This window comes from Micromonospora chalcea (assembly GCF_002926165.1).
Classification (GTDB): domain Bacteria; phylum Actinomycetota; class Actinomycetes; order Mycobacteriales; family Micromonosporaceae; genus Micromonospora; species Micromonospora chalcea.
The window spans coordinates 18,941-35,381 of sequence record NZ_MAGP01000119.1 but is presented as its reverse complement, the minus strand read 5'-3'; the positions used below and the strand labels follow the sequence as shown (position 1 = coordinate 35,381).

General features: G+C 73.8%; 17 protein-coding genes. 14 read left to right on the top strand and 3 right to left on the bottom strand.

Annotated features, from left to right (window positions below):
• Positions 1-34: 34 nt before the first annotated feature.
• From infC to argH, 14 genes are all read left to right on the top strand, one after another.
• The gene (gene infC, locus BAW75_RS17920) at positions 35-682 is read left to right on the top strand and encodes a translation initiation factor IF-3 (protein WP_043324929.1); all 648 of its coding nucleotides are present in this window, start codon (positions 35-37) and stop codon (positions 680-682) included.
• Between the two features lie 19 nt (positions 683-701).
• Complete coding sequence (rpmI, locus tag BAW75_RS17915; protein ID WP_026267805.1) at positions 702-896, top strand: 50S ribosomal protein L35; 195 nt, start codon at positions 702-704, stop codon at positions 894-896.
• 32 nt (positions 897-928) lie between these two features.
• Complete coding sequence (gene rplT / locus BAW75_RS17910; RefSeq protein WP_043324928.1) at positions 929-1,321, top strand: 50S ribosomal protein L20; 393 nt, start codon at positions 929-931, stop codon at positions 1,319-1,321.
• A 32-nt stretch (positions 1,322-1,353) separates the two neighbouring features.
• The gene (locus BAW75_RS17905) at positions 1,354-2,238 is read left to right on the top strand and encodes a TrmH family RNA methyltransferase (protein WP_104114307.1); all 885 of its coding nucleotides are present in this window, start codon (positions 1,354-1,356) and stop codon (positions 2,236-2,238) included.
• Between the two features lie 167 nt (positions 2,239-2,405).
• Positions 2,406-3,467: a phenylalanine--tRNA ligase subunit alpha gene (gene pheS, locus BAW75_RS17900; protein ID WP_104114306.1), complete on the top strand. Its 1,062-nt coding sequence runs from the start codon at positions 2,406-2,408 to the stop codon at positions 3,465-3,467.
• A gap of 26 nt (positions 3,468-3,493) precedes the next feature.
• The gene (gene pheT, locus BAW75_RS17895; RefSeq protein ID WP_104114305.1) at positions 3,494-6,040 is read left to right on the top strand and encodes a phenylalanine--tRNA ligase subunit beta; all 2,547 of its coding nucleotides are present in this window, start codon (positions 3,494-3,496) and stop codon (positions 6,038-6,040) included.
• Between the two features lie 171 nt (positions 6,041-6,211).
• Entirely contained in the window at positions 6,212-7,213 is a 1,002-nt protein-coding gene (argC, locus tag BAW75_RS17890) for an N-acetyl-gamma-glutamyl-phosphate reductase (RefSeq protein ID WP_104114304.1), read from the top strand.
• Positions 7,210-8,382 carry a bifunctional glutamate N-acetyltransferase/amino-acid acetyltransferase ArgJ gene (argJ, locus tag BAW75_RS17885; protein WP_104114303.1) on the top strand — a complete coding sequence of 391 codons (1,173 nt, stop codon included), beginning with the start codon at positions 7,210-7,212 and terminating at the stop codon, positions 8,380-8,382. Before argC ends, argJ begins: the two co-directional genes overlap by 4 nt.
• The gene (argB, locus tag BAW75_RS17880; RefSeq protein ID WP_043324923.1) at positions 8,379-9,266 is read left to right on the top strand and encodes an acetylglutamate kinase; all 888 of its coding nucleotides are present in this window, start codon (positions 8,379-8,381) and stop codon (positions 9,264-9,266) included. The genes argJ and argB overlap by 4 nt, the downstream gene beginning before the upstream one ends.
• Entirely contained in the window at positions 9,263-10,507 is a 1,245-nt protein-coding gene (locus tag BAW75_RS17875; RefSeq protein ID WP_104114302.1) for an acetylornithine transaminase, read from the top strand. The genes argB and BAW75_RS17875 overlap by 4 nt, the downstream gene beginning before the upstream one ends.
• Positions 10,504-11,430, top strand: a complete 927-nt coding sequence (gene argF, locus BAW75_RS17870) for an ornithine carbamoyltransferase (protein ID WP_104114301.1) — start codon at positions 10,504-10,506, stop codon at positions 11,428-11,430. The genes BAW75_RS17875 and argF overlap by 4 nt, the downstream gene beginning before the upstream one ends.
• A complete protein-coding gene (locus BAW75_RS17865; RefSeq protein ID WP_104114300.1) occupies positions 11,427-11,939 on the top strand; it encodes an arginine repressor in 513 nt (170 codons plus the stop codon). The genes argF and BAW75_RS17865 overlap by 4 nt, the downstream gene beginning before the upstream one ends.
• Complete coding sequence (locus BAW75_RS17860) at positions 11,936-13,141, top strand: argininosuccinate synthase (protein ID WP_104114299.1); 1,206 nt, start codon at positions 11,936-11,938, stop codon at positions 13,139-13,141. The genes BAW75_RS17865 and BAW75_RS17860 overlap by 4 nt, the downstream gene beginning before the upstream one ends.
• Before the next feature lie 14 nt (positions 13,142-13,155).
• Positions 13,156-14,619: an argininosuccinate lyase gene (argH, locus tag BAW75_RS17855; RefSeq protein WP_104114298.1), complete on the top strand. Its 1,464-nt coding sequence runs from the start codon at positions 13,156-13,158 to the stop codon at positions 14,617-14,619.
• A 50-nt stretch (positions 14,620-14,669) separates the two neighbouring features.
• Here argH and BAW75_RS17850 read toward each other — a convergent pair whose 3' ends face one another.
• The 3 genes from BAW75_RS17850 to BAW75_RS17840 all read right to left on the bottom strand — a co-directional run bounded on the left by BAW75_RS17850 (position 14,670) and on the right by BAW75_RS17840 (position 16,308).
• Positions 14,670-15,023: an MmcQ/YjbR family DNA-binding protein gene (locus tag BAW75_RS17850; RefSeq protein WP_043324918.1), complete on the bottom strand. Its 354-nt coding sequence runs from the start codon at positions 15,021-15,023 to the stop codon at positions 14,670-14,672.
• Between the two features lie 65 nt (positions 15,024-15,088).
• Positions 15,089-15,523 carry a hypothetical protein gene (locus BAW75_RS17845; protein WP_030502457.1) on the bottom strand — a complete coding sequence of 145 codons (435 nt, stop codon included), beginning with the start codon at positions 15,521-15,523 and terminating at the stop codon, positions 15,089-15,091.
• 146 nt (positions 15,524-15,669) lie between these two features.
• On the bottom strand, positions 15,670-16,308 hold the full coding sequence (locus BAW75_RS17840; protein ID WP_104114297.1) for a DNA-3-methyladenine glycosylase: 639 nt from the start codon (positions 16,306-16,308) through the stop codon (positions 15,670-15,672).
• Between the last annotated feature and the right edge of the window lie 133 nt (positions 16,309-16,441).

Genomic DNA, 16,441 nt, shown 5'->3' with positions numbered 1-16,441 from the left:
GACTCGAGGAGGCCCCATCAGCGTCGAACCACGCGTGAACGAGCAGATCCGGGCACGTGAGGTCCGACTGGTCGGCCCTGAGGGTGAGCAGGTGGGCATCGTCCCGCTTGAGCGCGCCCTGCAGCTGGCCGCGGACGTCGACCTGGACCTGGTCGAGGTTGCGCCGATGGCGCGCCCGCCGGTGTGCAAGCTCATGGACTTCGGCAAGTTCAAGTACGAGAGCGCACTCAAGGCGCGCGAAGCGCGGCGTAACCAGCAGCAGACCGTCATCAAGGAGATGAAGCTCCGGCCGAAGATCGACCCGCACGACTACGAGACCAAGAAGGGTCACGTGGTGCGGTTCCTCAAGGCCGGCGACAAGGTCAAGGTGACGATCATGTTCCGCGGTCGGGAGCAGAGCCGCCCGGAGCTGGGTTACCGGCTCCTGCGCCGGCTCGAGTCCGAGATCACGGACCTGGGATACGTCGAGGCCGCTCCGAAGCAGGACGGCCGCAACATGATCATGGTTCTCGCTCCGCACCGGGCCGTCAAGGCCTCCGCGGTCGCCGCCACGGCGTCCCGCGGTGGACCGCGCGACCGGGCCGCGGAGGAACCGGCCGCTCCGGCCGGCGAGACCCCGGCGGCCGGCGACACCGCAGCAGCCGGCGAGACCGGTACGACCGCTGAGACCAGCGGCCAGTAACAGGGGAGAAGACGTTCCAATGCCGAAGATGAAGAGCCACACGGGTATGGGCAAGCGGGTCAAGGTGACCGGCAAGGGCAAGATCGTTGCCCAGCAGGCCGGCCTTCGCCACAACCTGGAGAAGAAGCCCAGCACCCAGACCCGTCGGCTGACCGGCACCGTCGAGCTGGCCAAGGCCGACGTCAAGCGCATCAAGAAGCTGCTCGGCCGCTGACGCGAGCCACCTGAACCGAAGAAGGAGTTGAGATGGCACGCGTCAAGCGGGCTGTGAACGCCCAGAAGAAGCGTCGTACCCTGCTGGAGACCGCGAGCGGTTACCGCGGTCAGCGCTCCCGGCTGTACCGCAAGGCCAAGGAGCAGGTGCTGCACTCGATGCAGTACTCCTACCGGGACCGTCGCGACCGCAAGGGCGACTTCCGGCAGCTCTGGATCCAGCGGATCAACGCCGGCGCCCGGGCCAACGGCCTGACCTACAACCGGCTGATCCAGGGCCTGCGCCTGGCCGGCATCGAGGTCGACCGGAAGATCCTGGCCGACATGGCCGTCAACGACGCCGCCTCGTTCGCGGCGATCGTCGAGCTGGCCCGCGCCGCCGTGGCGGCCGAGGGCACCGGTGGCGCCGCGGCTCAGGCCGCCTGACCCACCCCGTACGGCAGATCGAGGCGTCTCCCATGCAGTCACATTCGCAGGGGAGGCGTCTCGACGCCGTTCCCGGACCGTTCACCCCGCGTACCCCCAGGGTCGTGGCGGCCCGCCGGCTGCACCGCCGGCGCGACCGCGACCAGGCCGGCCGGTTCCTGGCCGAGGGGCCGCAGGCGGTCCGGGAGGCGCTGGCCCGCGCCGGCACCGTGGTCGAGCTGTTCGGCACCCCGGCGGCGCTCGACAGGTACGCCGACCTCGCCGCCACCGCCGCCCGGGCCGACGTGCCCGTCTCCGAGGTGACCGACGACGCGCTGGCCGCGCTGGCCGAGACGGTCGCGCCGCAGGGACTGGTGGCGGTGTGCCGGCACCTCGACGTACCCCTGGCGCAGGCCGTGGCGCGCGGACCGCGACTGGTCGCGGTGCTCGCCGGGATCCGCGACCCGGGCAACGCCGGCACCGTGCTGCGCACCGCCGACGCGGCGGGCGCGGGCGCCGTGGTGTTCGCGGGCGAGGCGGTCGACCCCTACAACGGCAAGTGCGTGCGGGCCTCCGCCGGCAGCCTCTTCCACGTCGACGTGGTGCGCGCCGCCGACCCGCTCGCCGCCGTCGAGGCGCTGCGGGCCGCGGGCCTGAAGATCTTCGCCACCACCGGGTACGGCGACAGCGACCTGCACGACCTCGCCGACGCGGGAAGGCTGGCCGCACCGACAGCCTGGCTGTTCGGATCGGAGGCCCACGGCCTGCCCGACGAGCTGACCCGCGCCGCCGACGCCCGGGTCCGGGTGCCGCTGCACGGGCGCGCGGAGAGCCTGAACCTGGCTGCGGCGGCCGCCGTCTGCCTGTATTCTTCCGCCAGAGCACTGCGTGTCCCCCGGGGCGCGCGAGAGACAGCAGGGGAGTCCGCCTCGTCATGAACGCGCCACGGCGTTCGTTTAGCCAGCCCGCCGGTGTCGGCGGGCGGCGGGCCTGACCCTTCCCCTGCACGACTCCCCACCGGCGGGCTGCGGCGAAGCCGCGCGTCCGTAGACTCGCCTAGCCACCCGTGAGGGTCGGCGCCGCCGTGAGGGAGTGCCCGTTCACCATGAGCTACCGCAACGATCCGTACGACCCGAAGCAGGTCGCCCTGCTCGACCCGGACGCCCTGGCCGGAGCAGTGGCCGACGCCGAGAAGGCGTTCGCCGACGCCACCGACCCGGACACGCTCACCGCGCTGCGCCCCGCGCACCTCGGCGACCGGTCCCCGGTGTCGCTCGCGCGCCGGGAGATCGGCGCGCTGCCGCCGGCCGCGAAGGCCGACGCCGGCAAGCGGGTCAACGAGGCCCGCCGCGCCATCGAGAGCGCGTACGCGGCCCGGCAGGAGATCCTGGAGCGCGAGCAGGCCGAGCGGGTGCTGGTCGAGGCGCGGGTCGACGTGACCCTGCCGTACGACCGCCGGCCGCGCGGCGCCCGCCACCCGCTGAGCGTGCTGATGGAGCAGATCAGTGACCTGTTCATCGGCATGGGCTACGAGGTGGCCGAGGGCCCCGAGGTCGAGCTGGAGTGGACCAACTTCGACGCGCTGAACATCCCGGCCGACCACCCGGCGCGCGGCCTGATGGACACGTTCCACATCGCACCCGAGGGCAGTGGCCTGGTGCTGCGCACCCACACGTCGCCGGTGCAGGCGCGCACCATGCTCAGCCGCAAGCCGCCCATCTACGTGGTGGTGCCCGGCCGGGTCTACCGCACCGACGAGCTGGACGCCACCCACGCGCCGGTCTTCCACCAGGTCGAGGGCCTCGTGGTGGACAAGGGCATCACCATGGCGCACCTGCGCGGCACGCTCGACCACTTCGCCCGGGCCATGTTCGGCGAGGGCGCGAAGACCCGCTGGCGGCCGCACTACTTCCCGTTCACCGAGCCGTCGGCGGAGTTCGACGTCTGGTTCCCGGAGCACCGGGACGGTCCGCAGTGGGTCGAGTGGGGCGGCTGCGGCATGGTCAACCCGCGGGTGCTGCGCGCCTGCGGCATCGACCCGGAGGTCTACTCCGGATTCGCGTTCGGCATGGGCATCGACCGGACCGTGATGGTCCGGCACGGCGTCAGCGACATGCGGGACATGGCCGAGGGCGACGTGCGGTTCACCCGCGCGTTCGGCGCCTGAGCTACGGGAACGGTGGTTTAACAGTCATGCGAGTTTCTGTCAGTTGGCTGCGCGAGTACGTCGACCTGCCGGCCGACCTGCCCACCGGCGACCTGGAGCAGGCGCTGGTCGACCTCGGCATCGAGGTCGAGTCCGTGGTGGACCTGCGCGAGTCCGTCACCGGCCCGCTGGTCGTCGGCGAGGTCCTGGAGATCGAGGAGCTGACCGGCTTCAAGAAGCCGATCCGCTTCTGCCGGGTCGACGTCGGCGCCGCGAACGGCACCGGTGAGCCGCAGGAGATCGTCTGCGGGGCGCGCAACTTCGCCCAGGGCGACAAGGTCGTGGTGATCCTCCCCGGCGGCGTGCTGCCCGGCGGGTTCGCGATCGGCGCGCGCAAGACGTACGGGCGCAACTCCCACGGCATGATCTGCTCGGCCCAGGAGCTGGGGCTGGGCGACGACCACTCGGGCATCGTCGTGCTGCCCGAGGACGTCAAGGCCCAGCCCGGCGACGACGCCCGGCCCGTCGTCGGCCTGGACGACGTCGTGGTCGAGATGGAGATCACCCCGGACCGCGGGTACGCGCTGAGCGTGCGCGGCATCGCCCGGGAGCTGTCGCACGCGCTCGGCGTGCCGTTCCGCGACCCGGCCAACGCCCGCGCGCCCGGCGCAACCGCCGAGCCCGCGTACCCGGTGGAGGTCCGTGACCCGGTCGGCTGCGACCGGTTCGCGGCGCGGATGGTGCGCGGCGTCGACCCGACCGTGGAGACGCCGGGCTGGATGCGGCAGCGGCTCACCGTGGCCGGCGTACGCAGCATCTCGCTCGCCGTCGACATCACCAACTACCTGATGCTCGAACTCGGCCAGCCGATGCACGCCTTCGACGCGGACCGGATCGCCGGGCCGCTCGTGGTGCGCCGCGCCGAGCCGGGGGAGAAGCTGACCACGCTGGACGGCGTGAGCCGCACGCTGTCCGCCGAGGACCTGGTGATCTGCGACGAGACCGGTCCGATCTCCCTGGCCGCGGTGATGGGCGGCGAGACCAGCGAAGTGCTCGCCTCCACCACGAACGTGCTGTTCGAGGCGGCGCACTGGGATCCGGCGACCGTCGGCCGTACCGCGCGGCGGCACAAGCTGTTCAGCGAGGCGGCGAAGCGGTGGGAGCGGGGCGTCGACCCGGCGCTGCCGCTGGTCGCGCTGGACAAGGCGGTCCGGCTGCTCACCGACCTGGCCGGCGGCACGGCCGGCGAGGAGGTGCTCGACATCGACCACGTCGCGCCGCGTACGCCGGTGACGCTGCCGGTGGACCTGCCGTCGCGGCGGGTCGGCGTGTCCTACTCGCCGGACCGCGTGGTGGAGCTGCTGGAGCAGGTCGGTTGCACGGTCACGCGCGGCGCGGACCGGCTCGCCGAGGACCCGGGCACGGCCGGGGTCGGCTCCGGCGCGGGTGAGGTGCTGACCGTGACGCCGCCGAGCTGGCGTCCCGACCTGACCGACCCGGCCGACCTGGTGGAGGAGGTGGTACGCCTCGACGGCTACGACCGGGTGCCGTCGGTGCTGCCCACCGCGCCGCCCGGCCGGGGCCTGACCTGGCAGCAGCAGCGCCGCCGGGCCGTCGCCCGCTCGCTCGCCGAGCGCGGCTACGTCGAGGTGCTGGCGCAGCCGTTCGTCGCGCCGGAACTGGTCGACCAGCTCGGCCTGCCCGCCGACGACCCGCGCCGCCCCGCGGTACGCCTGGCGAACCCGCTGTCGGAGGAGGAGCCGCTGCTGCGCACCACGCTGCTCGGCCCGCTGCTCGGCATCGTCAGGCGCAACGTCGGACGGGGCCAGCGGGACGTGGCGATCTACGAGATCGGCACCGTCTTCCACCCGCGCCCCGGCGCCGGCGCCCCGCCCGCGATGGGCGTGGACCGGCGGCCCACCGACGAGGAGTTCGCCGCCGCCGACGCGGTGGTGCCCGCCCAGCCCCGGCACGTCGCGGTCGCGCTGACCGGTGAGATCGAGCCGGCCGGCTGGTGGGGCGCGGGCCGCACGGCCGGCTGGGCCGACGCGATCGAGGCGGGCCGGGCCGTGCTCGACGCCGCCGGGATCCCCGCCGACCGGGTGACGGTACGGGCCGGGGAGCGCGCGCCCTGGCACCCGGGCCGCTGCGCCGAACTGGTGGTGGACGACGTGGTCGTCGGCCACGCCGGTGAGCTGCACCCGGCCGTGCTGGCCGCGCTGGAGCTGCCCCGGCGTACCAGCGCCATGGAGCTGGACCTGGACGCGCTGCCCGCCGCCCCCCTGGTCGCCGGCCCGACCATCTCCACGTTCCCGCCGGCGCTGATCGACGTGGCGCTCGTGGTGGACGACGCGGTGCCGGCCGCCGAGGTGCGGGCGGCGCTGGTCGAGGGCGCGGGCGCGCTGCTGGAGGACGTCCGCCTGTTCGACGTCTACACCTCCGAGCAGCTCGGCGAGGGGCGCAAGTCGCTGGCGTACAAGCTGACGTTCCGCGCCCCGGACCGGACCCTGGCGGGCGAGGAGGCGGTGGCGGCGCGCGACGCGGCGGTAGCCGTCGCCGCCGAGCGCTTCGGCGCCACCCTGCGCGGCGCCTGAAAGGAGGGGCCCCCTCTTAACGCCTCCGGCAGCGGAGGGGGCCCCTTTTAACACCGCGCGCACGCGAGCCGCCCGTGAACGTCGTCTCATGGCTATGCAGCGCGTCGTATGACCTTGCGATGAGGTCGCCCCGACCGGTACCCTTCTCTGCATAGTCATGCGGAGGTGGGTATGGGCATTCGAACAGTGGTGGCCGGGGCGAGTGGATACGCCGGGGGCGAACTGCTGCGCCTGCTCGCCGGTCACCCCGAGTTCGAGCTGATCGCCGCCACCGCGCACACCCAGGCCGGTCAGCCGGTCACCGCCGTACACCCGCAGCTCGCCGGCCTGGACCTGGTCTTCGCCGCGACCGAACCGGCGACCCTGGCCGACGCGGACCTGGTCTTCCTGGCCCTGCCGCACGGGCAGTCCGCGGCGCTCGCCGCGGCGCTGCCCGACACGGTCAAGGTGGTCGACCTGGGCGCGGACCACCGGCTGCGCGACGCCGGCGCCTGGTCCCGCTACTACGGCGGGGAGCACGCCGGCGCCTGGACCTACGGGCTGCCCGAGCTGCCCGGCCAGCGCGCCGAGATCGCCGCCGCGTCGCGGGTGGCCAGCACCGGCTGCTACGCGGTGGCGACCACGCTGGCGCTGGCGCCGCTGATCGCGGCCGGCGCGGTACGCCCCGACGACGTGGTGGTGGTCGCCGCCTCCGGCACCTCCGGCGCGGGCCGGGCCGCCAAGACCCACCTGCTCGGCAGCGAGGTGATGGGCGACCTGTCGCCCTACAAGGTGGGCGCGCACCAGCACGTGCCGGAGATCAAGCAGGCCACCGGCGCGACCGGCCTGTCCTTCACCCCGGTGCTCGCGCCGATGCCCCGGGGCATCCTGGCCACCGAGTCCGCCGTGCCCACCGGCGACGCCGACCCGCGCGCGGTGCTGGCCGCCGCGTACGCCGACGCGCCGTTCGTGCACGTGCTGCCCGAGGGCGCGTGGCCGCACACCGCCGCCACCGCCGGGTCGAACTCCTGCCACCTCCAGGCGACGGTGGACGTCGACTCGGGGCGGGCGATCGTGGTCAGCGCGATCGACAACCTGGGCAAGGGCGCGGCCGGCCAGGCCGTGCAGAACGCCAACCTGATGGTGGGTCTCCCCGAGACCACCGGTCTGTCCGTGTTTGGAGTGGCCCCGTGAGCGTCACCGTCCCCCGTGGGTTCCGCGCCGCAGGTGTCGCGGCCGGACTGAAGTCCTCCGGCGCGCCCGACGTCGCCCTCGTGATCAACGACGGCCCGGACGCCGGTGTGGCCGGTGTCTTCACCGCCAACCGGGTCAAGGCCGCGCCGGTGCTGTGGAGCCAGCAGGTCGTGCACGGCGGCGTCGTGCGCGCCGTGGTGCTCAACTCCGGCGGCGCGAACGCCTGCACCGGCCCGGCCGGGTTCCAGGACACCCACGCCACCGCCGAGCACACCGCCGCCGCGATCACCGCGGCGAACGCGCGGCTCATCGTCGGCGCGGGCGAGGTCGCGGTCTGCTCGACCGGCCTGATCGGCGAGCGGCTGCCGATGGACAAGCTGCTTCCCGGCGTACGCGACGCGGTGCGCGGCCTGTCCCGCGACGGCGGCCCGGCGGCCGCCGAGGCCATCATGACCACCGACACCCGGCCCAAGACGACAGTGGCGCAGGGTACGGGCTGGACCGTCGGCGGCATGGCCAAGGGCGCGGGCATGCTCGCCCCGGCCATGGCCACGATGCTCTGCGTGCTCACCACCGACGCGGTGGCCGGGCCGGACGCCCTGGACGCCGCGCTGCGCGCCGCCATCCGGATCACGTTCGACCGGATCGACTCCGACGGCTGCATGTCCACCAACGACACGGTGCTGCTGCTGGCAAGCGGCGCGTCCGGGATCGAGCCGACCGCCGAGGAGCTGACCGCCGCGGTCACCGCCGCCTGCCACGACCTGGCCCAGCAACTCCTGGCCGACGCGGAGGGCGCGACGAAGGAGGTCGCGATCGAGGTGGTCGGCGCGGCCAGCGAGGACGACGCGGTCGAGGTGGGCCGCACGGTGGCCCGCAACAACCTGGTCAAGACCGCGCTGTTCGGCAACGACCCGAACTGGGGCCGCATCCTCGCCGCGGTCGGCACCACCACCGCCGTGTTCGAGCCGGACGGCGTCGACGTCGCGGTCAACGGCATCTGGGTGTGCCGGGGCGGCGCCGCCGCCGAGGACCGCGCCAAGGTGGACCTCACCGGCCGCGGCGTCACCGTCCGGATCGACCTGCACGCCGGCGTCGACACCGCCACCATCTGGACCAACGACCTGTCCCACGCGTACGTACACGAGAACTCGGCCTATTCCACATGAATCTGAGTGCTGACCTCACCCGGGCCCAGGCCAAGGCCGCCACGCTGATCGAGGCGCTGCCCTGGCTGGCCCGTTTCTCCGGCGCCACCGTCGTGGTCAAGTACGGCGGCAACGCCATGGTCGACCCGGAACTGCAGCGGGCGTTCGCCGCCGACATGGTGTTCCTGCGCTACGCCGGCCTGAAGCCGGTGGTGGTGCACGGCGGCGGCCCGCAGATCTCCGCCATGCTCGGCCGGCTCGGCATCGCCAGCGAGTTCCGGGGCGGCCTGCGGGTCACCACGCCGGAGGCGATGGACGTGGTCCGGATGGTCCTGGTCGGCCAGGTCGGCCGGGAACTGGTCGGGCTGATCAACGCGCACGGCCCGTACGCGGTCGGCCTCTCCGGCGAGGACGCCGGGCTGTTCACCGCCGTGCGCCGTCCCGCGTACGTGGACGGCGAAGCGGTCGACGTGGGCCAGGTGGGCGACGTGGAGTCGGTGAACGTCTCGGCGGTCACCGACCTGATCGCCGCCGGCCGGATCCCGGTCATCTCGACAGTCGCGCCGGACGCCGACGGGGTGCTGCACAACCTCAACGCGGACACCGCCGCCGCCGCGCTCGCGGTGGCGCTGGACGCCCGCAAGCTGGTCGTGCTGACCGACGTGCCCGGCCTGTACGCCGACTGGCCGGACACGTCCAGCCTGGTCAGCGAGATCACCGCGGACGACCTGGCGAAGCTGCTGCCGTCCCTGGAGTCGGGCATGGTCCCGAAGATGGAGGCCTGCCTGCGGGCGGTGCGCGGGGGAGTGCCCGCCGCGCACGTCGTCGACGGCCGGGTCGCCCACTCCACGCTGCTGGAAGTGTTCACGTCGGAGGGCTTCGGAACCATGGTGATCGACTCATGAGCACGCTGGTGCAGCGGTGGAACGCCACCATGATGGACAACTACGGCACGCCGCCGCTGGCGCTCGTCTCCGGCTCCGGCGCCGTCGTGACCGACGAGACCGGCCGGGAGTACGTCGACCTGCTCGGTGGCATCGCCGTCAACGCGCTCGGCCACGCCCACCCGGCGGTGGTGGCCGCCGTCAGCAAGCAGGTCGCGACGCTCGGGCACGTGTCGAACCTGTTCGTCGCCGAGCCGCCGGTGGCGCTGGCCGAGCTGCTGCTCGCGCTGGCCGGCCGCCCCGGCCGGGTGTTCTTCGCCAACTCCGGCGCGGAGGCCAACGAGGCGGCGTTCAAACTGTCCCGGCTCACCGGCCGCCGGCACGTGGTCGCCACCCACGGCGGCTTCCACGGCCGGACCATGGGCGCGCTGGCGCTGACCGGGCAGCCCGCCAAGGCCGACCCGTTCCGCCCGCTACCAGGCGACGTGACGCACGTGCCGTTCGGCGACGCCGACGCGCTGGCCGAGGCGGTCACCGACGACACCGCCATGCTGATCATCGAGCCGATCCAGGGCGAGAACGGCGTGGTCGTCCCGCCGCCCGGCTACCTCGCCGCGGCCCGGCGGATCACCGCCGCGCACGGCGCGCTGCTGGTGCTGGACGAGGTGCAGACCGGCATCGGCCGGACCGGCCACTGGTTCGCCCACCAGGCCGAGGGAGTCGAGCCGGACGTCATCACGCTCGCCAAGGGCCTCGGCGGCGGCCTGCCGCTGGGCGCCTGCCTGGCCTTCGGCCGGGCCGCCGACCTGCTCACCCCCGGCTCGCACGGCACCACGTTCGGCGGCAACCCGATCAGCTGCGCCGCCGCGCTCGCGGTCGTCTCCACGATCGCGCACGAGGGCCTGCTCGACCACGTCAAGCGCGTCGGCGAGCGGCTGCGGCGCGGCGTCGAGGCGCTCGGTCACCCGCTGGTCCGTGAGGTGCGCGGCGCCGGCCTGCTGCTCGGCATCGTGCTCGACCAGCCGGTCTCCGCCGCCGCGGCGGCAGCGCTGCGCGACGCGGGTTTCCTGGTGAACCCGGTGCAGCCGGACGTGATCCGGCTCGCCCCGCCGCTGATCCTCACCGTGGCGCAGGCCGACGCCTTCGTCGCCGCGCTGCCCGCCGCGCTGTCCGCCGCCGCGCCGCACCCTTCCACCGACGCGGCAGCGACCGCCGACGACGCCGCGTCCGACGCCACGACCCCGACGGAGGCTCCCGCATGATCCGCCACTTCCTGCGCGACGACGACCTCACGCCCGCCGAGCAGGCCGCCGTGCTCGACCTCGCCGCCCGGATGAACGCCGACCGGTACGGCCACCAGCCGCTGGCCGGACCGAAGTCGGTGGCGGTGCTGTTCGACAAGCAGAGCCTGCGTACCCGGATCTCGTTCGACGTGGGCATCGCCGAGCTGGGCGGGCATCCGCTGGTGGTGGACACCCAGGTCACCCACTTCGGCCGGGGCGAGACGCTCGGCGACGCCGGCCGGGTGCTGTCCCGCTACGTCGCCGCGATCGTGCTGCGCACCCACGGCGACGACCGGATCGCCGAGGTCGCCGAGCACGCCACGGTGCCCGTCGTGAACGCGCTCACCGACACGTACCACCCCTGCCAGCTGCTGGCCGACCTGCTCACCGTGCGGGAGCGCTTCGGCGGCACCGCCGGGCGGATCCTCGCGTACGTGGGCGACGCGGCGAACAACATGGCCCACTCGTACCTGCTGGCCGGCGCGACCGCCGGGATGCACGTGCGGATCGCCGGCCCGGCCGGGTTCCAGCCGGACCCGGAGATCGTGGCCCGCGCGGAGAAGATCGCCGCCACCACCGGCGGCTCGGTCCAGGTGCTCACCGACCCGGCCGAGGCGGTACGCGGCGCGCACGTCGTCGCCACCGACACCTGGACGTCGATGGGACAGGAGGCCGACGGGCTGGACCGGATCACGCCGTTCCTGCCGTACCAGGTCAACGCCGCGCTGCTCGGCCACGCCGACGCCGACGTGATCGTGCTGCACTGCCTGCCCGCCCACCGGGGCGAGGAGATCACCGACGAGGCGCTCGACGGCCCGCACAGCGCGGTGTTCGACCAGGCGGAGAATCGTCTGCACGCCCAGAAGGCGCTGCTGACGTTTCTCCTGGAGGAATCCGCATGACCGCTCCGCTGACCCGCGCCGCGCGGCACGCCCGCATCGTCGAGCTGATCCGCGACACCCCGATCCACTCGCAGACCGAGCTGGCCGACCTGCTCGCCGGCGACGGCATCCAGGTCACCCAGGCCACGCTGTCGCGGGACCTGAAGGAACTGGGGGCGGTGACCGCGCGCGGCGGTGACGGGCGGGGCGTCTACCTGATCCCGGAGGACGGGCACCGGCCGCACGGCGACGCCGAGGGCGCGCCGGCCCGGCTGGTCCGGCTGCTGCGTGAGCTGCTCAACGGCGTCGACTCCAGCGGCAACATCGCGGTGCTGCGCACCCCGCCGGGCGCGGCCCAGTACCTCGCCAGCGCGCTGGACCGGGCCGGCCTCACCGAGATCGTCGGCACCATCGCCGGCGACGACACCATCCTCGTCGTGGCCCGGGAGGCCGACGGCGGGGCGGCGCTGGGTGAGCGGCTCGCCGCCTGGGCCCGCCGGGACGACACAGTCGAAGGGAGCACGACGTGACCGAGCGGGTCGTGCTGGCGTACTCCGGGGGCCTGGACACCTCGGTCGCCATTCCGTACCTGGCCGAGCAGACCGGCGCGGAGATCATCGCGGTGGCGGTCGACGTCGGCCAGGGCGGCGAGGACATGGCCGTGATCCGGCAGCGCGCGCTCGACTGCGGCGCGGTCGAGGCCGAGGTGGTGGACGCGCGCGACGAGTTCGCCGCCGACTACTGCCTGCCGGCCATCCGGGCCAACGCCCTCTACATGGACCGGTACCCGCTGGTGTCCGCGCTGTCCCGGCCGCTGATCGTCAAGCACCTGGTCGCCGCGGCGCGCGCCCACGGCGGCACGATCGTGTCGCACGGCTGCACCGGCAAGGGCAACGACCAGGTCCGCTTCGAGGTCGGCCTGGGCGCGCTCGCGCCCGACCTGAAGGTGATCGCGCCGGCCCGGGACTTCGCCTGGACCCGGGACAAGGCGATCGCGTTCGCCGAGGAGAAGGGGCTGCCGATCGACGTGTCGGCGAAGTCGCCGTACTCGATCGACCAGAACCTGTGGGGCCGCGCGGTGGAGACCGGCTTCCTGGAGGACATCTGGAACGCCCCGGTCGAGGACCTCTACGCGTACACCGTCGACCCGGCGTCGGAACGCGACCCGGACGACGTGGTGCTCACGTTCGACGCCGGCGTCCCGGTCGCGATCGACGGCGAGACGGTCACCCCGTACGAGGCGATCCGGGAGCTGAACCGGCGCGCCGGGGCGCACGGCGTGGGCCGGCTCGACATGGTCGAGGACCGGCTGGTCGGCATCAAGAGCCGCGAGGTGTACGAGGCACCCGGCGCGGTCGCGCTGATCACCGCCCACCAGGAGCTGGAGGCGGTGACAGTCGAGCGGGACCTGGCCCGGTTCAAGCGCGGCGTCGACCAGCGCTGGGGTGAGCTGGTCTACGACGGGCTCTGGTTCTCGCCGCTGAAGCGCGCGCTGGACGCGTTCATCGACGACGCCCAGCGGCACGTCTGCGGCGAGGTGCGGCTGCGGCTGCACGGCGGCCGGGCCGTGGTGACCGGCCGGCGTTCCGAGGCGAGCCTGTACGACTTCGGCCTCGCCACGTACGACACCGGTGACACGTTCGACCAGTCGCTGGCGAAGGGTTTCGTGCAGTTGTGGGGCCTGCCCAGCCGGATGGCGGCGGCGCGGGACGCCCGGATGGGAGGAGTCTGATGGGGGGCACCACAATGGGTGGGGTGGACGACAAGAGCCTGACCGAGAACAGCGCCCCCGCCAACCGGACGAGCCTCTGGGGCGGCCGGTTCGCCGGCGGCCCCGCCGAGGCGCTCGCGCGGCTGTCGGTGAGTGTCCAGTTCGACTGGCGCCTCGCCCCGTACGACATCGCCGGTTCCCGCGCGCACGCCCGGGTCCTCGCCGGCGCCGGCCTGCTCGACCCGGACGAACTGGGCCGGATGCTTGCCGCGCTGGACGACCTGGAGGCGGCGTGCGCCTCCGGCGCGTTCCGCCCGACCGTCGACGACGAGGACGTGCACACCGCGCTGGAGCGTGGCCTGCTGGAGCGGCTGGGCAGCCTCGGCGGCAAGCTGCGCGCCGGCCGGTCCCGCAACGACCAGGTCGCCACCGACCTACGGCTCTACCTGCGTGACCACGCCCGCGGGGTGGCGGCCCGGCTGGTCGAGCTGGCCGAGGCTCTCGTCGAGCAGGCGGAGCGGCACGTGGACACCGCCGCGCCGGGCATGACGCACCTGCAGCACGCCCAGCCGGTGACGTTCGGGCACTGGCTGCTGGCCCACGTGCAGCCGCTGCTGCGCGACCTGGAGCGGATGCGGGACTGGGACGAGCGGACCGCGATCAGCCCGCTCGGCGCGGGCGCGCTGGCCGGGTCGGGGCTGCCGCTGGCCCCGGTGGCGGTCGCCAAGGAGCTGGGCTTCCGTACCTCGTTCGCCAACTCGATGGACGCGGTCGCGGACCGCGACTTCGTCGCCGAGTTCCTGTTCGTCACCGCGATGATCGGCGTGCACCTGTCCCGCCTCGGCGAGGAGGTGGTGCTCTGGACGTCGCAGGAGTTCGGCTGGGTCGAGCTGGACGACGCGTTTGCCACCGGCTCGTCGATCATGCCGCAGAAGAAGAACGCGGACATCGCCGAGCTGGCCCGGGGCAAGTCCGGCCGCCTGGTCGGCGGCCTGATGAGCGTGCTCACCATGCTCAAGGGCCTGCCCATGACGTACGACCGGGACATGCAGGAGGACAAGGAGCCGGCGTTCGACGCGGTCGACACGCTGGAGCTGCTGCTGCCCGCGCTGGCCGGGATGATCTCCACGATGACGGTCCGGGTGGACCGGCTGGTGGCGAGCGCCCCGTCGGGTTTCTCGCTCGCCACCGAGGTCGCCGACTGGCTGGTCCGGCGCAACGTGCCGTTCCGCGACGCGCACGAGATCACCGGCAAGCTGGTGGCGCTCTGCGCGGCCCGGGACTGCGCGCTGGACGAGGTGTCCGACGCCGACCTGGCCGCCGTCAGCGAGCACCTGGAACCTTCGGTGCGCGACGTGCTGTCGGTGCGTTCGGCGCTGGCCGCCCGCATCACGCCCGGCTCCACCGGGCCCGGCCCGGTCGCCGACCAGCTCGCCGCCGCGGCGGACAAGCTGACCGGCTGGCGCGAGTGGGCCGCCGAGCGGGTCGTCCCCCGCTGACCTGCGGCTGATCCGGGGGCAGGCACCCGCCTGCCCCCGGATCACACCGGTCAACCGGTGGGGCGCTCGCGCTTGGGGAGCTTCGCCACCACCGCGTCGTACGATCCGTCGACCGCCTCGACCAGCTCGTCGTCGGGGATGCCGCCGGAGAGCCGCAGCGTGTTCCAGCCCGACCGGCCGATGTAGGGGGAGGGGCGCGCGTCGGCCGGGAACCGGTGCAGCCACTCGTCGGCCACCTCGCGGGACGCCCCGCACTTCACCCCGACCCGCGCCTCACCGTCGGGCGAGCCGAGGAACGCGAAGATCCGGCTGCCCACCTTCACCACCTCGTCGCCCTCCCACGGCCGGTCGAGCCAGGCTCCCGGCTTGGCCAGGCAGTAGGCGAGCATCTCCTCGCGCGTCATCGCGTCCTCCCCGTGCCGTCGTCGGGCACAGTCTTGCCCGCGGCTGTGACAGTGCGCGCCGCCGGTCAGTCGCCGGTGCCGGTGCGGACGGTGAGCCGCTCGTAGCGCTGCCGGGCCGCCTGGGCGCTGCCCAGCCCCAGCCCGAAGGCGATCGCCTGCCAGGTCATGCCCCGGCCGCGGGCCACCTGGAGCAGCCCGGCCTCCAGTGCGTCCACCTCGGAGCGCACGTGCGGGATGAGCGTCAGCGCGGCCATCAGGTCGGCCTGGTCGACCGGCTCCTCACCCTCGTCCAGCTCGGCGCCCCCGGCGAGCGCCATCACCAGCGTGGCCGCCTCGTAGGCGTCGGGCACGTCGGGGTGGGCGTAGCGACGGCGGCGGGAGTTGGTGCCGGCGTGCCGCTCGGCGATCCGCAGCAGCGCCGCGTAGTTGCGGTGCGCCCGTGCCTGGGCAGCATCCGGAGCGGTGAACGGGTCGTTGTCCACGGTGACCATGTCGTCCATCCCACACCCAAGAATGGCCCGTTGTCAACACCCCGTTGAAAGCCCTTCGTGTAAAACACCGTGACCTCAACGCATGGTGAAGGGTCGGCGCGTCATGCCACCACAGACGCGCCGCGGGGTGTCCCGGGTTGCCCGGAACGGCCGATTCAGGCCGGCGAGTTCCGCACCGGGGCGGCCGGAGCGGGCCGGCGACGCGGGGTGTGCCGCCGGTAGACGCTCACGCTCGGCTCGTCCGCCAGCCAGAACCGCCACGGCAGGTCGTGCGCGGCGGCGACCCCGACACGCGGCCCGGCGACGATGTGCGCCGGGTCGACCGGGCTCGCCGGTGGCGTCAGCAGCAGCGGGCCGCTGCCGTCGATAGCCGAGGTGCCGTTCGCGTCCCGCCCGATCCCGAGCGCGGTGACGAGCCGGGCCGGCCCGCGGGCCAGATCCCGGTCGGCGGCGCGCGGCCTGCGCTCGCGGGCGGTCTCGACGCCGCCGACCACCTCGCCCGCGCGCAGCAGCACCGCCGCCGCCTCGCCGTCGCGCCCGCAGACGATGTTCGCGCACCAGTGCATGCCGAACACGAAGTACACGTAGACGTGCCCGGCGGGCCCGAACATGACCTGGTTGCGCGGCGTCGGCCCGCGGTGGGCGTGCGACGCCGGGTCCTCGCCGGTGCCCGCGTACGCCTCCACCTCGGTGAGGCGTACCGTGACGCCGCCGGCCGACACGGTCCAGCCGAGCAGCGTCCGCGCGGTCTGCGCGACCTGCGCGGCGGGCGCGGAGAGCCAGGGGTACGTCATCGCGGCAAGGGTAGTCGGTGGGAGGCGCGTGATCCGGGCCACGCCGGGGCGGGCGGCCACCGGAATAGTTGACTCGTCAAATATGTTGTGAGGAGCGATCCCGGGCCGACCGGTCCGGACCCCACGCGAGGAG